At 61.0% G+C, this 17050-nt stretch carries 16 protein-coding genes; 13 read left to right on the top strand and 3 right to left on the bottom strand.

Annotation, left to right across the window (positions count from 1 at the left end; translation table 11 throughout):
- Positions 1-42: 42 nt before the first annotated feature.
- A complete protein-coding gene (locus CAG11_RS16540; protein ID WP_085597105.1) occupies positions 43-1971 on the top strand; it encodes an ATP-binding cassette domain-containing protein in 1929 nt (642 codons plus the stop codon).
- A 90-nt stretch (positions 1972-2061) separates the two neighbouring features.
- Here the strand turns inward: CAG11_RS16540 and CAG11_RS16535 are convergent, their stop codons facing one another.
- On the bottom strand, positions 2062-2499 hold the full coding sequence (locus CAG11_RS16535; protein ID WP_022643343.1) for a universal stress protein: 438 nt from the start codon (positions 2497-2499) through the stop codon (positions 2062-2064).
- A gap of 97 nt (positions 2500-2596) precedes the next feature.
- On the opposite strand from CAG11_RS16535, the gene CAG11_RS16530 reads away from it, so the two are divergent.
- The 10 genes from CAG11_RS16530 to CAG11_RS16480 all read left to right on the top strand — a co-directional run bounded on the left by CAG11_RS16530 (position 2597) and on the right by CAG11_RS16480 (position 13719).
- On the top strand, positions 2597-3034 hold the full coding sequence (locus CAG11_RS16530; protein WP_031321315.1) for a hypothetical protein: 438 nt from the start codon (positions 2597-2599) through the stop codon (positions 3032-3034).
- Between the two features lie 564 nt (positions 3035-3598).
- The gene (fadB, locus tag CAG11_RS16520) at positions 3599-5746 is read left to right on the top strand and encodes a fatty acid oxidation complex subunit alpha FadB (protein ID WP_053138613.1); all 2148 of its coding nucleotides are present in this window, start codon (positions 3599-3601) and stop codon (positions 5744-5746) included.
- A gap of 28 nt (positions 5747-5774) precedes the next feature.
- Positions 5775-6950, top strand: coding sequence for an acetyl-CoA C-acyltransferase FadA (gene fadA / locus CAG11_RS16515; protein WP_031321318.1), 1176 nt, complete (start codon positions 5775-5777; stop codon positions 6948-6950).
- A gap of 85 nt (positions 6951-7035) precedes the next feature.
- Positions 7036-7272 carry a DUF1653 domain-containing protein gene (locus CAG11_RS16510; protein WP_019093731.1) on the top strand — a complete coding sequence of 79 codons (237 nt, stop codon included), beginning with the start codon at positions 7036-7038 and terminating at the stop codon, positions 7270-7272.
- Between the two features lie 113 nt (positions 7273-7385).
- Positions 7386-9995: a type I DNA topoisomerase gene (topA, locus tag CAG11_RS16505; RefSeq protein WP_085597103.1), complete on the top strand. Its 2610-nt coding sequence runs from the start codon at positions 7386-7388 to the stop codon at positions 9993-9995.
- 160 nt (positions 9996-10155) lie between these two features.
- Complete coding sequence (locus CAG11_RS16500) at positions 10156-10677, top strand: DUF6586 family protein (RefSeq protein ID WP_053138660.1); 522 nt, start codon at positions 10156-10158, stop codon at positions 10675-10677.
- Positions 10678-10727: 50 nt separating this feature from the next.
- Positions 10728-11768 (top strand): hypothetical protein, encoded by a 1041-nt coding sequence (locus CAG11_RS16495; RefSeq protein WP_085597102.1) that lies wholly within the window; start codon positions 10728-10730, stop codon positions 11766-11768.
- Positions 11768-12784, top strand: a complete 1017-nt coding sequence (locus tag CAG11_RS16490) for a hypothetical protein (RefSeq protein ID WP_085597101.1) — start codon at positions 11768-11770, stop codon at positions 12782-12784. Before CAG11_RS16495 ends, CAG11_RS16490 begins: the two co-directional genes overlap by 1 nt.
- 4 nt (positions 12785-12788) lie before the next feature.
- Positions 12789-13346: a LemA family protein gene (locus CAG11_RS16485; protein WP_085597100.1), complete on the top strand. Its 558-nt coding sequence runs from the start codon at positions 12789-12791 to the stop codon at positions 13344-13346.
- A 139-nt stretch (positions 13347-13485) separates the two neighbouring features.
- Positions 13486-13719: a hypothetical protein gene (locus tag CAG11_RS16480; RefSeq protein ID WP_083457029.1), complete on the top strand. Its 234-nt coding sequence runs from the start codon at positions 13486-13488 to the stop codon at positions 13717-13719.
- A 105-nt stretch (positions 13720-13824) separates the two neighbouring features.
- Here the strand turns inward: CAG11_RS16480 and sulA are convergent, their stop codons facing one another.
- Entirely contained in the window at positions 13825-14298 is a 474-nt protein-coding gene (gene sulA / locus CAG11_RS16475) for an SOS-induced cell division inhibitor SulA (protein ID WP_085597099.1), read from the bottom strand.
- 10 nt (positions 14299-14308) lie between these two features.
- On the bottom strand, positions 14309-14914 hold the full coding sequence (gene lexA, locus CAG11_RS16470) for a transcriptional repressor LexA (RefSeq protein WP_085597098.1): 606 nt from the start codon (positions 14912-14914) through the stop codon (positions 14309-14311).
- 251 nt (positions 14915-15165) lie between these two features.
- Here lexA and CAG11_RS16465 point away from each other — a divergent pair, with 251 nt between their 5' ends.
- Both CAG11_RS16465 and nagZ read left to right on the top strand, forming a co-directional pair.
- Positions 15166-15873 (top strand): TetR/AcrR family transcriptional regulator, encoded by a 708-nt coding sequence (locus CAG11_RS16465; RefSeq protein ID WP_022643354.1) that lies wholly within the window; start codon positions 15166-15168, stop codon positions 15871-15873.
- Positions 15874-16050: 177 nt separating this feature from the next.
- Positions 16051-17049, top strand: a complete 999-nt coding sequence (gene nagZ, locus CAG11_RS16460) for a beta-N-acetylhexosaminidase (protein WP_177409093.1) — start codon at positions 16051-16053, stop codon at positions 17047-17049.
- Position 17050: the final 1 nt, after the last annotated feature.

The raw sequence follows: 17050 nt of genomic DNA, 5'->3' as shown, positions 1-17050 counted from the left end.
CCTAACTCAGGTAGAATGCGCGCCCGGTTTTTGGAGAAGAACATGACCCTGCTCAAATTCAGCGATGTGTCCCTTGCTTTCGGCGCCATGCCGTTGCTGGACAAGGTGTCCTGGCAGATCGCCCGTGGCGAGCGGGTGTGCATCATCGGTCGCAACGGTACTGGCAAGTCCAGCATGATGAAGCTGGTCAAGGGCGACCAGAAGCCCGACGACGGTTCAATATGGCGCGCACCCGCCCTGAAGATCGGCGAGTTGCCCCAGGAGTTGCCGGTGGCCGACGAGCGCACTGTGTTCGATGTGGTCGCCCAGGGCCTGGCTGGGGTCGGCGAGTTGCTGGCCCAGTACCATCACCTGAGCCAGAACATCGTCACCGACGCCGACCTGGAAAAACTGATGCACGTCCAGCACGACCTCGAGGCCCGTGACGGCTGGCGCTTGCAGCAGCTGGTGGACAGCACCCTGAGCCGCCTGCAGTTGCCTGCCGACAAGACCCTCGCCGAGCTGTCCGGTGGCTGGCGCCGGCGCGTCCTGCTGGCCCAGGCCCTGGTGGCGGAGCCGGATCTGCTGTTGCTCGACGAGCCGACCAACCACCTGGACATCGGTGCGATCGCCTGGCTGGAAGAAGCGCTGAAGGATTTCCAGGGGGCCGTGCTGTTCATCACCCACGACCGTTCCTTCCTGCAAAATCTGGCCACTCGTATTCTCGAGCTGGATCGTGGCGGCCTGATCGACTGGAACGGCGACTACGCCAGCTTCCTGATCCATAAGGAAGCGGCCCTGGCAGCGGAAGAAACCGCCAACGCACTGTTCGACAAGCGCCTGGCCCAGGAAGAAGTCTGGATTCGCCAGGGCATCAAGGCCCGTCGCACCCGTAACGAAGGCCGCGTGCGGGCGCTCAAGGCCTTGCGCGTGGAGCGTAGCCAGCGTCGCGAGCGCACCGGTAAGGCCAACATCCAGCTGGAAGCGGCGGACAAGTCCGGCAAGCAGGTGATGGTGCTGGAGAATGTCAGTTTCGCCCACCCGGAAGGGCCGTTCCTGGTCAAGGATTTCTCCATGGTCCTGCAGCGCGGCGACCGTATCGGCCTGCTGGGCGCCAACGGCACCGGCAAGACCACCTTGCTCAAGCTGATGCTGGGCGGCCTGGTGCCCAGCAGCGGCAAGGTCGAGGAGGGGACGCGGATCGAAGTGGCCTACTTCGACCAGTTGCGCCACCAGCTGGACCTGGAAAAGACCGTGATCGACAACGTCGCCGAAGGTCGCGACTTCATCGAGATCGATGGCCAGAACCGGCATGTGCTCAGCTACCTGGGCGATTTCCTGTTCAGCCCACAGCGGGCGCGGACGCCGGTCAAGGCACTCTCGGGTGGCGAGCGTGCGCGGCTGCTGCTGGCCAAGCTGTTCAGCAAACCGGCCAACCTGCTCGTGCTGGACGAACCGACCAACGACCTGGACGTGGAAACCCTCGAGCTGCTCGAAGAGGTGCTGTCGAACTACCAGGGCACGGTACTGATGGTCAGCCACGACCGGGCCTTCCTCGACAACGTGGTCACCAGCACCTTGGTCTTCGAGGGTCAGGGGCGCGTGCGCGAGTACGTCGGTGGTTATGAGGACTGGATCCGCCAGGGTGGCTCGCCGCGTTTGCTGGGTGTGACCGAGAACAAGTCCGGCAAGGCCGAGCTGAACTCTGCCGTAGTGCCGCCGGTGCCGGCCCAGGCGCTGGAGCCAGTACAGGAAGCCGCTGCACCTGCGGCGAAGAAGAAGCTCAGCTACAAGCTGCAGCGTGAACTCGAGGCCCTGCCGGGGCAGATCGAGGCCAGGGAGCAGCAGATTGCCGCCGTCGAGGCGGAAATGGCCGATGCCGGTTTCTACCAGCGGCCCGTGGCAGAAACCACTGCGGTCATCGCGAAGCTGGAACAACTGAACGCCGAGCTGGACCAGATGGTCGAGCGCTGGGCGGAGCTGGATGCCTGATTGCTGGGTGCCTGATGCAAAAAGCCCGACTCCAGAGTCGGGCTTTTTGTCGCTGCGGTTGTCGCTTCTTCAGTTCGGCAACGACAAGCCTCAGCGCTTGGCCAGGTGTACCGCCAGCACGTCGCAAGGTGCTCCGTGCAGGACGTCGTTGGCGGTGGAGCCGAGCAACAGGGCCAGGCCATGGCGACCGTGGCTGCCGACCACGATCAGGTCGCACTCCTGTTCCTTGGCCAGGTGATGGATTTCCTGGCGCGGCTGGCCATAGGTCAGGTGGCTGTATTCCTTGGTCAGTTCCGGGTACTTGTTAATCAGGCGGTCGAGGCGTTCCTTGGCCTGGTCGAATTGTTGCTGCTGCAGTTGCGAGAGATCCATGGGGACGTCGCCACCGAAGGCCATCGCCATCGGTTCCACGATGTGCACCAGCGATAGCTTGGCGCCATTGCTCACCGACAGTTCGCGGGCCCGGTGGATAACAGGATCGCACTCTTCGGTTAGATCTACGGCGACCAGAATATGGTGGTAGGGCATGAGGCGCTCCTCCAGAGGATTGCAATAGCTTCAAGTATGGCTGGTTTAAAGCGGGTTGGTTGCAACGGCCCGCTCATCGAGAATCGAGAGTACAGATATGACGGTCTGGATAGTGGTGTCAATCCTTGTGGTGGTCTTGAGTCCCTGGGCATGGCTACGACCTTCGCGTCGCCAGAGTGGGTTGATCGCCGTGCGCATGGAGGCTCGGCGCATGGGCCTGGCCATGCAGCTGGCGCCCCAGGAGTGGCCGCACTGGCTGGGCCAGCAGCCTCCGGACCCGTGCCCGCAATACCACCGCCCACGGCGTGGGGGGGCGGTGGCGTGCTGGAGTTATTGGCAAGTGGCCCCGGGAAGTTGGGTCAACCAATGGCGAGAGCCATGTGACGATGAGTCGCTGCTCCAGCACCTGCGAACCCTGCCGGCTGGTGTGTTCAAGGTGGAAGCCGACAAGCAGCTGATCGCCCTGTACTGGAATGAGCGGGGTGAGCCCCGGGTGTTGCAGGATATCGCCGCGGTACTCAAGGCCCTGGCTTGAGCGCCGAGCAAGTTGGGCGAGCCTGTGCGCCAGGCAATAAAAAGCCCGACTCAGCATCGGGCGGGGTGGCCAGGCAGGCCGGAAACTCTCATGAAGCCACCTTCGGGTGGCTTTTTGTTGCCTGGGACTCGGGTTTGAGGCGGCATGCAGTTCCAGCGGCCATGCATGCGGCGTTGTTCGGATTTCTTTCTGAAGCTTAGCCAGGGGTTGTCATGCCGGCGGGAGATTTAGGGCGATTTTTCTAAATATTGATCTTATGAATGACTGCAGATGCAGGGGCGTGTTGGTGGTCCGCAGCACCCGGGAATGACCGCAAAGTCGCGTTTCAAACAGCATTTCGGACGATTGACAATTAGCGGATTTTCCGTGAATGTGGCGTACCCAAATCAAACGGGCGTATGAAATGAGCGTTTGTATCTCAGGCGTCTCTATACAGATTCCCGATTATCGCGTTGGCGGGTGTGCCTGGCGGATTGGCGTTAGCATCGACGGTGACGTCAGTGCCATGCCAGAAGTTAGCGTCCGACGTGTACTGTTCAGCTTCCATATCGTGGAGATCAGTTGATGATTTACGAAGGTAAAGCCATCACGGTTAAGGCTCTTGAAAGCGGCATCGTCGAATTGAATTTCGACCTCAAGGGTGAGTCCGTCAACAAGTTCAACCGTCTAACCCTGAACGAATTGCGTCAGGCTGTTGACACCATCAAGGCAGATGCGTCGATCAAGGGCGTGATCGTCAGCAGTGGCAAGGACGTGTTCATCGTCGGCGCCGACATCACCGAGTTTGTCGACAACTTCAAGCTGCCGGATGCGGAGCTGGTGGCAGGCAACCTCGAAGCCAACAAGATCTTCAGCGATTTCGAAGACCTTGGCGTGCCTACCGTTGCCGCCATCAACGGCATCGCCCTGGGCGGCGGCCTGGAGATGTGCCTGGCAGCGGACTACCGCGTGATGTCCGCCAGCGCCAAGATCGGCCTGCCGGAAGTCAAGCTGGGCATCTACCCGGGCTTCGGCGGCACCGTGCGCCTGCCGCGCCTGATCGGTACTGACAACGCCATCGAATGGATCGCCGCCGGCAAGGAAAACCGTGCCGAAGACGCGCTGAAGGTTGGTGCTGTGGATGCAGTGGTGGCCCCTGAGAAGCTCAAGGATGCTGCCCTGACCCTGCTCAAGGGCGCCATTTCCGGCGAGTTCGACTACAAGGCCAAGCGCCAGCCGAAGCTGGAGAAGATCAAGCTCAACGCCATCGAGCAGATGATGGCCTTCGAAACCGCCAAGGGTTTCGTGGCCGGCCAGGCGGGTCCTAACTACCCGGCTCCGGTCGAGGCGATCAAGACCATCCAGAAGGCCGCCAACTTCGGGCGCGACAAGGCCCTGGAAGTGGAAGCCGCAGGCTTCGTCAAGCTGGCCAAGACCTCGGCCGCCCAGAGCCTGATCGGCTTGTTCCTGAACGACCAGGAGCTCAAGCGCAAGGCCAAGGCCTACGACGAGATCGCCCAGGACGTGAAGCAGGCCGCTGTACTTGGCGCCGGCATCATGGGTGGCGGCATCGCCTACCAGTCGGCCTCCAAGGGCACGCCGATCCTGATGAAGGACATCAACGAGCACGGTATCGAGCAGGGCCTGGCGGAAGCCGCGAAACTGCTGGTTGGCCGCGTCGAGAAGGGCCGCATGACCGCAGCGAAGATGGCCGAAGTGCTCAACGGCATTCGTCCGACCCTGTCCTACGGTGACTTCGGCAACGTCGACCTGGTGGTCGAAGCCGTGGTCGAGAACCCCAAGGTCAAGCAAGCCGTACTGGCTGAAGTCGAAGCCCAGGTCAAGGAAGATGCGATCCTGGCGTCCAACACCTCGACCATTTCCATCAGCCTGTTGGCCAAGGCCCTCAAGCGTCCGGAAAACTTCGTCGGCATGCACTTCTTCAACCCCGTGCACATGATGCCGCTGGTGGAAGTGATCCGTGGCGAGAAGTCCAGTGAGCTGGCCGTCGCCACCACCGTTGCCTATGCCAAGAAAATGGGCAAGAACCCGATCGTGGTCAACGACTGCCCGGGCTTCCTGGTCAACCGCGTGCTGTTCCCGTACTTCGGCGGTTTCGCCAAGCTGGTCAGCGCTGGCGTGGACTTCGTACGCATCGACAAGATCATGGAGAAGTTCGGCTGGCCAATGGGCCCGGCCTACCTGATGGACGTGGTCGGCATCGACACCGGCCACCATGGTCGCGACGTGATGGCCGAAGGCTTTCCGGATCGCATGAAGGACGACCGCCGTTCGGCTATCGACGTGCTCTACGAGGCCAAGCGCCTGGGCCAGAAGAACGGCAAGGGTTTCTATGCCTACGAGACCGACAAGCGCGGCAAGCAGAAGAAGGTCGCCGATCCGTCGGTGCTGGAAGTGCTCAAGCCGATCGTCTACGAGCAGCGTGAAGTCACCGACGAAGACATCATCAACTGGATGATGATCCCGCTGTGCCTGGAAACCGTTCGTTGCCTGGAAGACGGCATCGTCGAGACGGCTGCCGAAGCCGACATGGGCCTGGTCTACGGTATTGGTTTCCCTCCATTCCGTGGCGGTGCGCTGCGCTACATCGATTCCATCGGTGTCGCCCAGTTCGTTGCCCTGGCCGACCAGTACGCCGATCTGGGCGCGCTGTACCACCCGACCGCGAAGCTGCGTGAAATGGCCAAGAACGGCCAGAGCTTCTTCGGTTAAGCGCCCACACTAGAGCGAGAGTGAACATATGAGCTTGAATCCTAGAGACGTCGTGATTGTCGACTTCGGTCGTACTCCGATGGGCCGCTCCAAGGGCGGCATGCACCGCAACACCCGTGCCGAAGACATGTCGGCACACCTGATCAGCAAGCTGCTGGAGCGCAACGCCAAGGTCGACCCGGCGGAAGTCGAAGATGTGATCTGGGGCTGCGTCAACCAGACCCTGGAGCAGGGCTGGAACATCGCCCGCATGGCATCGCTGATGACCCAGATCCCCCACACCTCGGCCGGCCAGACCGTCAGCCGCCTGTGCGGTTCGTCCATGAGCGCCCTGCACACCGCGGCGCAAGCGATCATGACCGGCAACGGCGACGTGTTCGTCGTTGGTGGTGTGGAGCACATGGGCCACGTGAGCATGATGCACGGCGTGGATCCGAACCCGCACCTGTCCCTGTACGCGGCAAAAGCCTCGGGCATGATGGGCCTGACCGCCGAGATGCTGGGCAAGATGCACGGCATCACCCGCGAACAGCAGGATGCCTTCGGCCTGCGCTCCCACCAGCTCGCCCACAAGGCGACCCTGGAGGGTAAGTTCAAGGACGAGATCATCCCGATGCAGGGTTACGACGAGAATGGCTTCCTGAAGCTGTTCGACTACGACGAAACCATTCGTCCGGATACCACCCTGGAGAGCCTGGCGGCCCTGAAGCCGGCGTTCAACCCCAAGGGCGGCACCGTGACTGCCGGTACTTCGTCGCAGATCACCGACGGCGCTTCGTGCATGATCGTGATGTCCGCCCAGCGTGCCCAGGACCTGGGCATCCAGCCGATGGCGGTGATCCGCTCGATGGCGGTCGCAGGTGTGGATCCGGCGATCATGGGCTATGGTCCAGTACCGGCCACGCAGAAAGCCCTGAAGCGTGCGGGCCTGGGAATCGCCGATATCGACTTCTTCGAGCTCAACGAAGCTTTCGCCGCACAGGCCCTGCCAGTGCTGAAAGATCTGAAAGTACTCGACAAGATGGACGAGAAGGTTAACCTGCACGGCGGCGCAATCGCCCTGGGTCACCCGTTCGGTTGTTCCGGCGCGCGTATCTCCGGGACTCTGCTCAACGTCATGAAGCAGAATGGCGGCACCTTCGGTGTGTCTACCATGTGCATCGGCCTTGGCCAGGGTATCTCGACCGTCTTCGAACGCGTTTAAGCGTTGGGTTGATGGAAGCCGGGGCCCTGTGCCCCGGTTTTTGTTTTTCTGAAGATTTTTAATTTTTTTGCACGAGGGCCAGAGCATGCAGTTACAACCCGGGCTCTACCAGCATTACAAAGGGCCGCAGTACCGCGTCTTCAGCGTGGCGCGGCATTCGGAAACGGAAGAAGAAGTGGTGTTCTACCAAGCCCTGTATGGCGATTACGGCTTCTGGGTGCGTCCCTTGAGCATGTTCCTGGAGTCAGTCGAAGTTGACGGCGAGCAGGTCCCACGCTTTGCTTTGGTGCAGGCCGAACCCAGTCTTTTTTCACCGGCTTGAGCGCAGGTCGCGCAGTACCCTGCGCTTGACCTCACCTTGTTGCCACTATATATAGCGGTGCCGCGTCAGGCGCCATCCGCCTCAACTTCTCGAATTCAGGAATTTTCCGATCCATGGGCAAATCGCTGGTCATTGTGGAATCCCCGGCTAAGGCCAAGACCATCAACAAGTACTTGGGTAACCAATACGTGGTGAAGTCGAGTATCGGCCATATCCGAGACCTGCCCACCAGCGGTTCGGCAAGTGCCGCCAAGGAGCCAGCCGCCAAGCGTGGCAAGGCCGCAGGCGAGGCTCCGGCCCTGTCGCCGAAGGAAAAGGCGCGCAAGCAGCTGGTGGCGCGCATGGGCGTCGATCCCGAGCATGGCTGGAAAGCCAAGTACGAAATCCTTCCTGGCAAGGAAAAGGTCATCGAAGAGCTGCGCCGCCTTGCCAAGGATGCCGACACCATCTATCTCGCGACGGACTTGGACCGCGAAGGGGAAGCCATTGCCTGGCACCTGCGCGAGGCCATCGGTGGTGACGACGAGCGCTACAAGCGCGTGGTGTTCAACGAAATCACCAAGAAGGCGATCCAGGACGCCTTCTCCCAGCCGGGCGAGCTGGATATCCATCGGGTCAATGCCCAGCAGGCCCGGCGCTTCCTCGACCGCGTAGTGGGCTACATGGTGTCGCCGCTGCTGTGGGCCAAGATCGCCCGTGGCCTGTCCGCCGGTCGCGTGCAGTCGGTGGCGGTCAAGTTGGTAGTGGAGCGTGAGCGCGAGATCCGCGCGTTCATCCCTGAAGAATACTGGGAGGTGCATGCCGACCTCGGTACCGCGAAGAATGCCAAGGTGCGTTTCGAAGTGGCGCGCGAGAATGGCGAGGCCTTCAAGCCGCTCAACGAAGCCCAGGCCATGGCGGCCCTCGAGAAGCTCAAGGCGTCGTCCTACAGCGTCGCCAAGCGTGAAGACAAGCCCACCAGCAGCAAGCCTTCGGCCCCGTTCATCACTTCCACCCTGCAGCAGGCGGCGAGCAATCGCCTGGGCTTCGGGGTGAAGAAGACCATGATGATGGCCCAGCGCTTGTACGAAGCGGGCTACATCACCTACATGCGTACCGACTCCACCAACCTCTCGGCCGACGCCGTGGCAATGGCCCGTAGCTATATCGAGAGCGAATTCGGTGACAAGTACCTGCCAGCCTCGCCCAATGTCTACAGCAGCAAGGAAGGGGCCCAGGAGGCGCACGAAGCGATTCGTCCGTCCGATGTGCACACCCATCCGAGCAAGCTGTCGGGCATGGAACGTGATGCCGAGCGCCTGTATGAGCTGATCTGGCGCCAGTTCGTGGCCTGCCAGATGCCTCCGGCACAATACTTGTCCACTACCGTCAGCGTTGCCGCCGGCGACTTCGAGCTGCGCGCCAAGGGCCGTATTCTCAAGTTCGACGGTTACACCCGGGTCATGCCCCAGGTGAGCAAGCCGGGCGATGACGATGTGCTGCCCGACATGGCCCAGGGCGAAGTCCTGAAGCTGATCAAGCTGGATCCGAGCCAGCACTTCACCAAGCCGCCGGCGCGCTACTCCGAGGCCAGCCTGGTGAAGGAGATGGAAAAGCGTGGCATCGGTCGTCCTTCGACCTATGCGGCGATCATCTCCACCATCCAGGATCGCGGCTACGTGACCCTGCACAACCGCCGCTTCTATTCGGAAAAGATGGGCGATATCGTCACCGAGCGCCTCTCCGAGAGCTTCTCCAACCTCATGGACTACGGCTTCACTGCTGGCATGGAAGAGAACCTCGACGATGTGGCCCAGGGCGAGCGTGACTGGAAGAATGTCCTCGACGAGTTCTATGGCGACTTCAAGAACAAGCTCGAGGTCGCGGAGGGCGCTGAAAGCGGTATGCGCGCCAACCAGCCGGTCATGACCGATATCCCGTGCCAGACCTGCGGTCGGCCGATGCAGATCCGTACGGCCTCCACAGGCGTGTTCCTGGGCTGCTCGGGTTACAGCCTGCCACCCAAGGAGCGCTGCAAGGCCACGGTCAACCTGGTTCCGGGCGACGAGATCGCGGCGGACGACGAGGGTGAGTCCGAATCCCTGGTGCTGCGCGGCAAGCATCGTTGCCCGATCTGCAGTACGGCGATGGACGCTTACCTGCTGGATGAAAAGCGCAAGCTGCATATCTGCGGCAACAATCCGGATTGCGCCGGCTATGAGATCGAAGAGGGCAACTACCGGATCAAGGGCTATGAAGGCCCGAGCCTGGAGTGCGACAAGTGCGGTAGCGAGATGCAGCTCAAGACCGGCCGTTTCGGCAAGTTCTTCGGTTGCACCAACCCGACCTGCAAGAACACCCGCAAGCTGCTGAAGAGCGGTGATGCGGCGCCGCCGAAGATGGATCCGGTGAAGATGCCCGAGCTCAAGTGCGAGAAGGTCAACGACACCTATATCCTGCGTGACGGTGCGTCGGGGTTGTTCCTGGCCGCCAGCCAGTTCCCGAAGAACCGCGAGACCCGCGCGCCACTGGTGCTCGAGCTGATCCCGCACAAGGACGAGATCGATCCGAAGTATCACTTCCTCTGCGAAGCGCCGCAAAAGGACCCGGAAGGTTGTCCAGCGGTGGTGCGCTACAGCCGCAAGACCAAAGAGCAGTACGTGCAGACCGAAGTCGATGGCAAGCCTACTGGTTGGCGCGCCTTCTACGACGGCGGCAGCTGGAAGGTCGAGGACAAGCGCTGAAGTCCCGTGAGCGCTGGAGGGCGACCTCCGCGCGGTGACTGACAAGGCCGCATGTTCCCTTGGAACATGCGGCCTTTCTTTTGGCTTGCGGCCGGCGGGAGCGATCCCTGAAACTGTGATACCCGCATCCGGCTCTGTTCTTATGGTGGAGGCTGCCTACATGGCCCATGAGCTCTATACCCGTACCAATCAGAAAATCTATTTCGCCGGTTTGGCCCTGGAGGCTTTGGCGCGGGCGCAAGAGGGGCGGGCGATGAATGCCCAGGCCCTGGTCCAGGCTGGTCGCGAATCGGTGTTGTTTCACCTGTACGGGGCGCTGCTCGGGTTGTGCCACGAGATTGCCGGGTTCTACCGATTGCCCCAGGCAGGTGCTTCCCGCGTGGAGCAGATCCTCAACCGTGAGGTGCTGGAAAACATCGCTATTCCCGAGCTGGCGGAGTTGGTCGAGCTGGCGCAGAGCCCGCAAAGCTGGCTGGCGCAGTTGCTGGCCGCCTATGGGGCTTTGCTCCAGCCGCCAAGGGCGCCCCACAAGCCCAAGGGCGATGTCACCCAGCCGTTGATCGTGGCGGTCAGCCTGGATGAAGAGGCGCCGCCAGAGCTGGGGCGTGAGGAGCTGGAAAGCTGGCGGCAGAATCTCAAGGCCTTGGCTATTCGTTTTCGGGACGGCTTGAACGAGTGTTGAGCCCGGACGCCGGCTGATCCGCCGTACGACTATTTGATCAAGGAAGATTCATGCTGTTCTTCTTGCGTGACCAGGCATTGGTTCGCCTGCTGAATGACTCTCAGGTGCGGGTCGCCCGTGCCCGCTCCAACGCGGATTTGCTGGAGGTGCTCGACAGGCTCGAGGTGTTTCCCGGCGGGCTGGAGTTCGATCATGTGCAGTCGATAATCCTTCTGGTGCTGGCCTTTGCCGCCTTCGCCACGATGTGGTTGATGGATGGCATGGGCGGGATGTTCTGGCTGGGTCTGGCCCTGGTCTTTTCCAGCTACTACATCGGTAAAGGGCTTTCTGGGGCGTCGACGGACCTGGCCGCCAGCATTGCTCGCAAATGTGCACTGTTCTGCAATGAATTGAGCGAATTCGACAGTACCGCCGACTGGCGCCTGAAGAAGCTCAATAGTGAATTCATCGAATATCAGCGAGGCAATGAGCGACGTCACATCGTCGACTCGGTCCAGGGCGTCTATCAGGGGGGCTGTCACCGGTTGGCGTTCGAATACCACCACCTGCAGTACGTTACCTCCAGCAACCAGCGGGGGCCGGGTGGCAGCTACAGGAAGGTCTTCGATACCTTCAATCGCTATAGCCTGGTAGTGGAGTTCCCTTGGGTGATGGACATCGCGGTTCGTTCCAGCCCTTTGCCGGCCCCACAGACGTTGCAGCCGTTCAAGACCGGTTGCAGCGCTTTCGATGAGACCTTCGTACTGCGAGGCAATGATCAGGCCGGTTGCGAGCGATTCGCCACGGGCGCGACCCTGGCTTTTTTGCTAGAGCTCGCGCGTCGCCTGGATCAGGTCAACCTGGAGTTTTCCAGTCAGGGGCGGCTCTGCCTGAGCTTTGGCGACGAGATCATGGCCCATGCCGATCTCGGGGCTTTGAGCGATCTTGCCGTGTTTCGCCAGCGGATCGAGGAGGGGGTTGAACTGCCTGGGCTGTTTCCGGTACTGGAATGGGTGCACCAGTTGGCGCTGCTGCAAGATGGTTCGGTCGATCAGTCCTTGCAGGACGATATCCGGCATAAGAGTCCTGGTGATCTGGTCAGGGAGGAATGATGCAGTTGCTAAAGCACGATGCCGAGTTGGTGCGCTTGCTGGGCGATTGCGATTCGGCAGTTGCGCGGGCTCGATCCAACGCGGATTTATTGGTGATTATCGACAGGCTCAAGTCCTTCAAGGGAGGGCTGCGTTTCGATCATGCCCAGTCCTGGGTGTTGTTGCTGCTGGCCATCATGGCGGCGATTCCCGCCCTGGCAGGCGTGCTGCTGATGTGGTTTGCCACGGCATGCCTGGGCTTCGCCAGCCTGTACATCTGGATGAGCCGGAAGGCGGCCGTTGATGAGCTACCGAAGAAAATAGCCCGCAAGTGTTCGTTACTCAGCAATGGCCTGCAGGACCCGGGTGGTTCTGCGGATGAGCGTTTCAACCAGTTGAGTGAAGAGTTCGCTGATTATGACCGTGGTAATGACAGCCGTCGTATAGAGGCCTCGGCCAAGGGGCTCTATCAGGGGCCACGCCATCAGTTGTCGTTTGTTTTCCACCACCTTCGCTATGTGAATTCGCATATCAAGAACCAGCCCAATAACGAAAGTGAAAGGGTTTACGAGAGCTTCGATCGATACAGCCTGGTAATCGATTTTCCTTGGATCAAAGACGTTGTGGTGCTCAGTAACGCGCTAGATCAGAAGAAAGCCAGGCGAGGGGCTTTCGAGACGACTTTCGCTGACTTCAACCGCGCTTTCATACTCAATGGTGAGAGTGAGTTGGTCTGCGCGAAATTCGCGAAACCCGCCACGCTGGTTTTTCTTCTGGGGCTTCATCGGCGATTGAAGAATGTGAACCTGGAGTTTTCCAGTCGAGGGCGTTTGTGCCTGAGTTTCGATGATGCCGAGGTCATGGCTTATGACGACCCGGGCACGTTCGAGGACCTGCAAGGCTTCTATGACAACATCGAGCGGGGATTGGCGTTGCCGAACCTGCTCCCGGTACTGGCCTTGGTGCATGAATTGGCGGAGTTGCAAGACGATAATTTTGATCGCCCGTTGAAAGTCACTGAAGAAATGGAGCAGTAGGTTTATGGAGTTGCTATTGGTCGTTGCGATTGTCTTGGGTGTTATTGCCTATACGCATTACAACAAGATAGTCGGTGCTCACAACAAGGCGCAGCGAGCTTGGTCGGATGTATTGGTATACGAGCGGCAGCGGATCAAGGTCCTGGATATGCTGGAGCCGCAAGTGGCTGGTTTCCAGGCATACGAAAGCCAGTTGCTGGAGCGGATAGTGGAATTGCGTACTGCTATTGCCGGTTTGCCATCGGCAGCCGATGGCGACGCATTGAAGTCGGTGAGTCAGAGCGCTAAAGCCTTGTCGGGGGGCTTGAATCTCGCCTTCGAGGCTTATCCCGATCTCAAGTCAGTAGAGCTATTGAGTAATCTGATGCGTGAGGTTGCCGAGCAAGAGAGCAATATTGGTGCCGCCATTACCCTGTTCAACCTGAACGTCGAGCATTTCAACAACAGCATTCAGTTATTTCCCGGTTCGCTGATCAATTGCTTGAGTTTGAACAAGTCTCTGATCACGCCATTCTCGGACAGTCAGGCCGCGTCGGGTTTTGAGTACAAGCCAAATTTTTGAAGGGGCCCAGAGGTTCTTGCGCTACTGGCTGGTACCGAGTTCTTCGAGGGGGGGCGACCAGCCGGACGCAAGCGATTCCCGCGCGAGGTTCGGGCGATGACTGGTATAATCCCTCGCCTTTCGTGGAGAACAGATCTATATGCCAACGTCCTTTCTAGAAATTGTCGAGTTGCCAGACGGCCGTATCGAGCTGCGCAGGGCTGAAGACGAGGGTTCTCTGGTGACTTTGGATTTCTCCGAGGATGCCAAGGCCTTTCTGCAAGGCCAGCATGTGGAAGTGGCCAAGGCCATGCTGAGCGTCGGCGTACAAATGGCCGGTCGCTTGGTCGAGGGCGAAATCGAGAAGGAAGAGGGGCCGCGGGTTCTTCATTAAGGCCCGTCCATCGGTTTCTTCAGGCCACTCGTCGCGTTGTTTGGGCTTCTCCGTCCTGGAGAAGCCTTGAATCATTCAAGCGTGTTCCCAGCTATTTTCCGTTGTTTACCCCAGGCGGATATTCAGGCTTTGCGCCTCGCCGGTGCGTGCAGCGCTGACCAGTTGTTGCCTGGCGCTGCTGCTCAGTGGATTAAGCCAACTGACCACTGTATGGCTACGGCCCAGGCGCAGGGCTTCGCATGCCAATTGTTGCGAGCTCTGGTTGCCCCGGGGGTGCAGTAGCAGGATGCGTTCGCGATTCAGGCCGGCATCCCGCAGCCAGGCCTGGGTCACGCTGGATGGCGGGGCGATCAGGGTGAGCCAGCGGGCATCCTGTTCCTGGCTCAGTTCCCTGAGAATGGGGGCCAACAGGTTCAGGCAGTTCCCGGCGGCGCCACGTAATGACAGTTCGCTGAAAGCTTCTGGTGCGTTGTTCCAGGGCGATTCGGCTGCTTCCTTGAGAGCCGGCGCCAGGGGTTGGGCCAGGAATGCTTCGAATAGCGGAAGCTGTGCTTGCTGGGGGACATGGGGGAACTGCATGGAGCCTCCTTCAGCGGCGAATGACGCCGACACTCAAGCCTTCGATCACCAGTTCCTGATCTTTCAGGTTGACTTCGATGGGGGCGAATTCGGGGTTCTCGGCGATCAGCCAGACCTTGCTGCCTTCGCGCTTGAAGCGCTTGACCGTGACTTCGTCGCCGATGCGTGCCACGACCACCTGGCCGTTGCGGGCTTCGCGGGTGGTGTGCACGGCCAGCAGGTCGCCGTCGAAGATGCCGATGTCCTTCATGCTCATGCCGTTGACCCGTAGCAGGTAGTCGGCGCGCGGATGGAAGAAAGTCGGGTTGATGTTGCAGGACTCTTCGATGTGCTGCTGGGCGAGGATCGGGGCACCAGCGGCGACCCGGCCGATGATCGGCAGGGTGTCGTCGCTCTTGGCTTCGAAGCCCGGGATACGGATGCCGCGGGAGGCGCCCGGGGTCATCTCGATGGCGCCCTTGCGTGCCAGGGCCTTGAGGTGTTCCTCGGCGGCATTGGGGGATTTGAAGCCCAGTTCCTGCGCGATTTCGGCGCGGGTCGGCGGGTAGCCGTTGTCTTCGAGGCAACGTTTGATAAAAGCCAGAATCTCAGCTTGGCGTGGCGTCAGTTTTAGCATGTCGATCGCTCTGTCTTTTTATACAGTTGCTGGGATTATATACAGTGGGCATGGCTTGGCAATCCTCCTTTTGCCATGCCCGGCCCGACGGTTGTCGTCCTGGTGTCGGAATCTGCCGGCCCGGGCAGGCTACAGGGGCCGGCAGGTATGATTAAATAGCGCGCCGGAAGGCCTTCGCAAGGGCAGGCAGGCTTGACATTGCAGAGCCTGAAACGTATGTTTCAAACAAGTGTTTGTCAGGCGGAGTAGCCATGGCCCAGTCGGAAACCGTTGAACGCATTCTCGATGCTGCCGAGCAGTTGTTCGCGGAAAAAGGTTTTGCCGAAACCTCGTTGCGCCTGATCACCAGCAAGGCCGGGGTCAACCTGGCGGCGGTGAATTACCATTTCGGTTCCAAGAAGGCCCTGATCCAGGCGGTGTTCTCGCGCTTCCTCGGGCCGTTCTGCATCAGCCTCGATCGTGAGCTGGAGCGGCGCCAGTCCAAGCCCGACAGCAAGCCGAGCCTGGAAGAGCTGCTGGAAATCCTGGTGGAACAGGCCCTGGTGGTACAGCCGCGCAGTGGCAACGACCTGTCGATCTTCATGCGCTTGCTGGGCTTGGCCTTCAGCCAGAGCCAGGGTCACCTGCGGCGTTACCTGGAAGACATGTACGGCAAGGTGTTCCGCCGCTACATGTTGTTGGTCAATGAAGCGGCGCCACGTATTCCACCCATCGAGCTGTTCTGGCGAGTGCACTTCATGCTGGGCGCGGCGGCGTTCAGCATGTCCGGGATCAAGGCCCTGCGGGCCATCGCCGAGACCGACTTCGGGGTCAACACTTCCATCGAGCAAGTGATGCGCCTGATGGTGCCGTTCCTGGCTGCCGGCATGCGTGCCGAGACCGGCGTCACCGACGAAGCCATGGCCAGTGCCCAGCTCAGGCCGCGCAGCAAGCCGGCCCCGGCAGCCGCCAAGGCCTGACCCTCCGGCTGGGCGCGGCAGCTTACATCCGCTAAGCTAGCCGCCCATGCCGATTCTCGTTTTCCACTTCCGTACCTTCCCCTTCGCGACATCGATCGCCATGGGCGCCCGTGTTTCGCGGCTGCCGGCGTCGATGGTGTGCGCATTCGTGTTTAAGGAAACTCTATGACCGCTGGCCTGCAAGGCTCCTTGATGGTGGACGTCGCCGGTACCTGGCTGACGGCCGAAGATCGCCACCTCCTGCGTCAGCCTGAGGTGGGTGGGTTGATCATCTTTGCCCGCAATATCGAGCATCCACGCCAGGTGCGCGAGCTGTGCGCGGCGATCCGGGCGATCCGTCCCGACCTCCTGCTGGCGGTGGACCAGGAAGGTGGCCGGGTGCAGCGCTTGCGCCAGGGCTTCGTCCGCCTGCCGACGATGCGTGCCCTGGCCGACAACCCGAATGCCGAGTACCTGGCCGAGCAGTGCGGCTGGGTCATGGCCACCGAAGTCCTGGCGGTTGGCCTGGATCTGAGTTTCGCGCCGGTGCTGGATCTCGATTACCAGCGTAGCGCTGTGGTGGGCACCCGGGCCTTCGAAGGCGATCCTGAGCGCACCGCGCTGCTGGCCGGAGCCTTCATCCGGGGCATGAACAGCGCCGGCATGGCGGCCACCGGCAAGCACTTCCCCGGCCATGGCTGGGCCGAGGCGGACTCCCACGTGGCAATCCCCAATGACGAGCGCAGCCTGGAAGAGATCCGTGCCAAGGACTTGCTGCCATTCGCCCGCCTGAGCAAGCAGTTGGCGGCGGTGATGCCGGCCCATGTGATCTATCCGCAGGTCGACGGCCAGCCGGCCGGCTTCTCGCGGCGCTGGCTGCAGGACATCCTGCGTGGCGAGTTGCAATTCGACGGGGTGATCTTCAGTGATGACCTGTCCATGGCTGGAGCCCATGTGGTGGGCGACGCCGCGAACCGGATCGAGGCGGCCCTGAGCGCCGGATGCGACATGGGCCTGGTGTGCAACGACCGTGCTGCCGCCGAGCTGGCCCTGAGCGCTGCCCAGCGCCTCAAGGTCAGCCCGTCGCCACGGATCGCGCGGATGCGTGGCCAGGCCTTCGCCGACCTGGAGTACAAGCAGGACCCTCGTTGGTTGATCGCACTGGCCGCGCTGCGCGAGGCGCAGTTGATCGACTGAC

This window comes from Pseudomonas sp. B6(2017), assembly GCF_002112765.1.
Taxonomy (GTDB): domain Bacteria; phylum Pseudomonadota; class Gammaproteobacteria; order Pseudomonadales; family Pseudomonadaceae; genus Aquipseudomonas; species Aquipseudomonas piscis.
This window is presented reverse-complemented; position numbering and strand designations above follow the sequence as displayed.

Coding starts and splice junctions, on each gene's coding strand:
- fadA (WP_031321318.1), top strand. CDS start 5,775: ATGAGCTTGAATCCTAGAGACGTCGTGATTGTCGACTTCGGTCGTACT.
- topA (WP_085597103.1), top strand. CDS start 7,386: ATGGGCAAATCGCTGGTCATTGTGGAATCCCCGGCTAAGGCCAAGACC.
- CAG11_RS16535 (WP_022643343.1), bottom strand. CDS start 2,499: ATGCCCTACCACCATATTCTGGTCGCCGTAGATCTAACCGAAGAGTGC.
- CAG11_RS16490 (WP_085597101.1), top strand. CDS start 11,768: ATGCAGTTGCTAAAGCACGATGCCGAGTTGGTGCGCTTGCTGGGCGAT.
- CAG11_RS16510 (WP_019093731.1), top strand. CDS start 7,036: ATGCAGTTACAACCCGGGCTCTACCAGCATTACAAAGGGCCGCAGTAC.
- lexA (WP_085597098.1), bottom strand. CDS start 14,914: ATGCTAAAACTGACGCCACGCCAAGCTGAGATTCTGGCTTTTATCAAA.
- CAG11_RS16485 (WP_085597100.1), top strand. CDS start 12,789: ATGGAGTTGCTATTGGTCGTTGCGATTGTCTTGGGTGTTATTGCCTAT.
- CAG11_RS16495 (WP_085597102.1), top strand. CDS start 10,728: ATGCTGTTCTTCTTGCGTGACCAGGCATTGGTTCGCCTGCTGAATGAC.
- CAG11_RS16540 (WP_085597105.1), top strand. CDS start 43: ATGACCCTGCTCAAATTCAGCGATGTGTCCCTTGCTTTCGGCGCCATG.
- fadB (WP_053138613.1), top strand. CDS start 3,599: ATGATTTACGAAGGTAAAGCCATCACGGTTAAGGCTCTTGAAAGCGGC.
- CAG11_RS16530 (WP_031321315.1), top strand. CDS start 2,597: ATGACGGTCTGGATAGTGGTGTCAATCCTTGTGGTGGTCTTGAGTCCC.
- CAG11_RS16465 (WP_022643354.1), top strand. CDS start 15,166: ATGGCCCAGTCGGAAACCGTTGAACGCATTCTCGATGCTGCCGAGCAG.
- CAG11_RS16480 (WP_083457029.1), top strand. CDS start 13,486: ATGCCAACGTCCTTTCTAGAAATTGTCGAGTTGCCAGACGGCCGTATC.
- CAG11_RS16500 (WP_053138660.1), top strand. CDS start 10,156: ATGGCCCATGAGCTCTATACCCGTACCAATCAGAAAATCTATTTCGCC.
- sulA (WP_085597099.1), bottom strand. CDS start 14,298: ATGCAGTTCCCCCATGTCCCCCAGCAAGCACAGCTTCCGCTATTCGAA.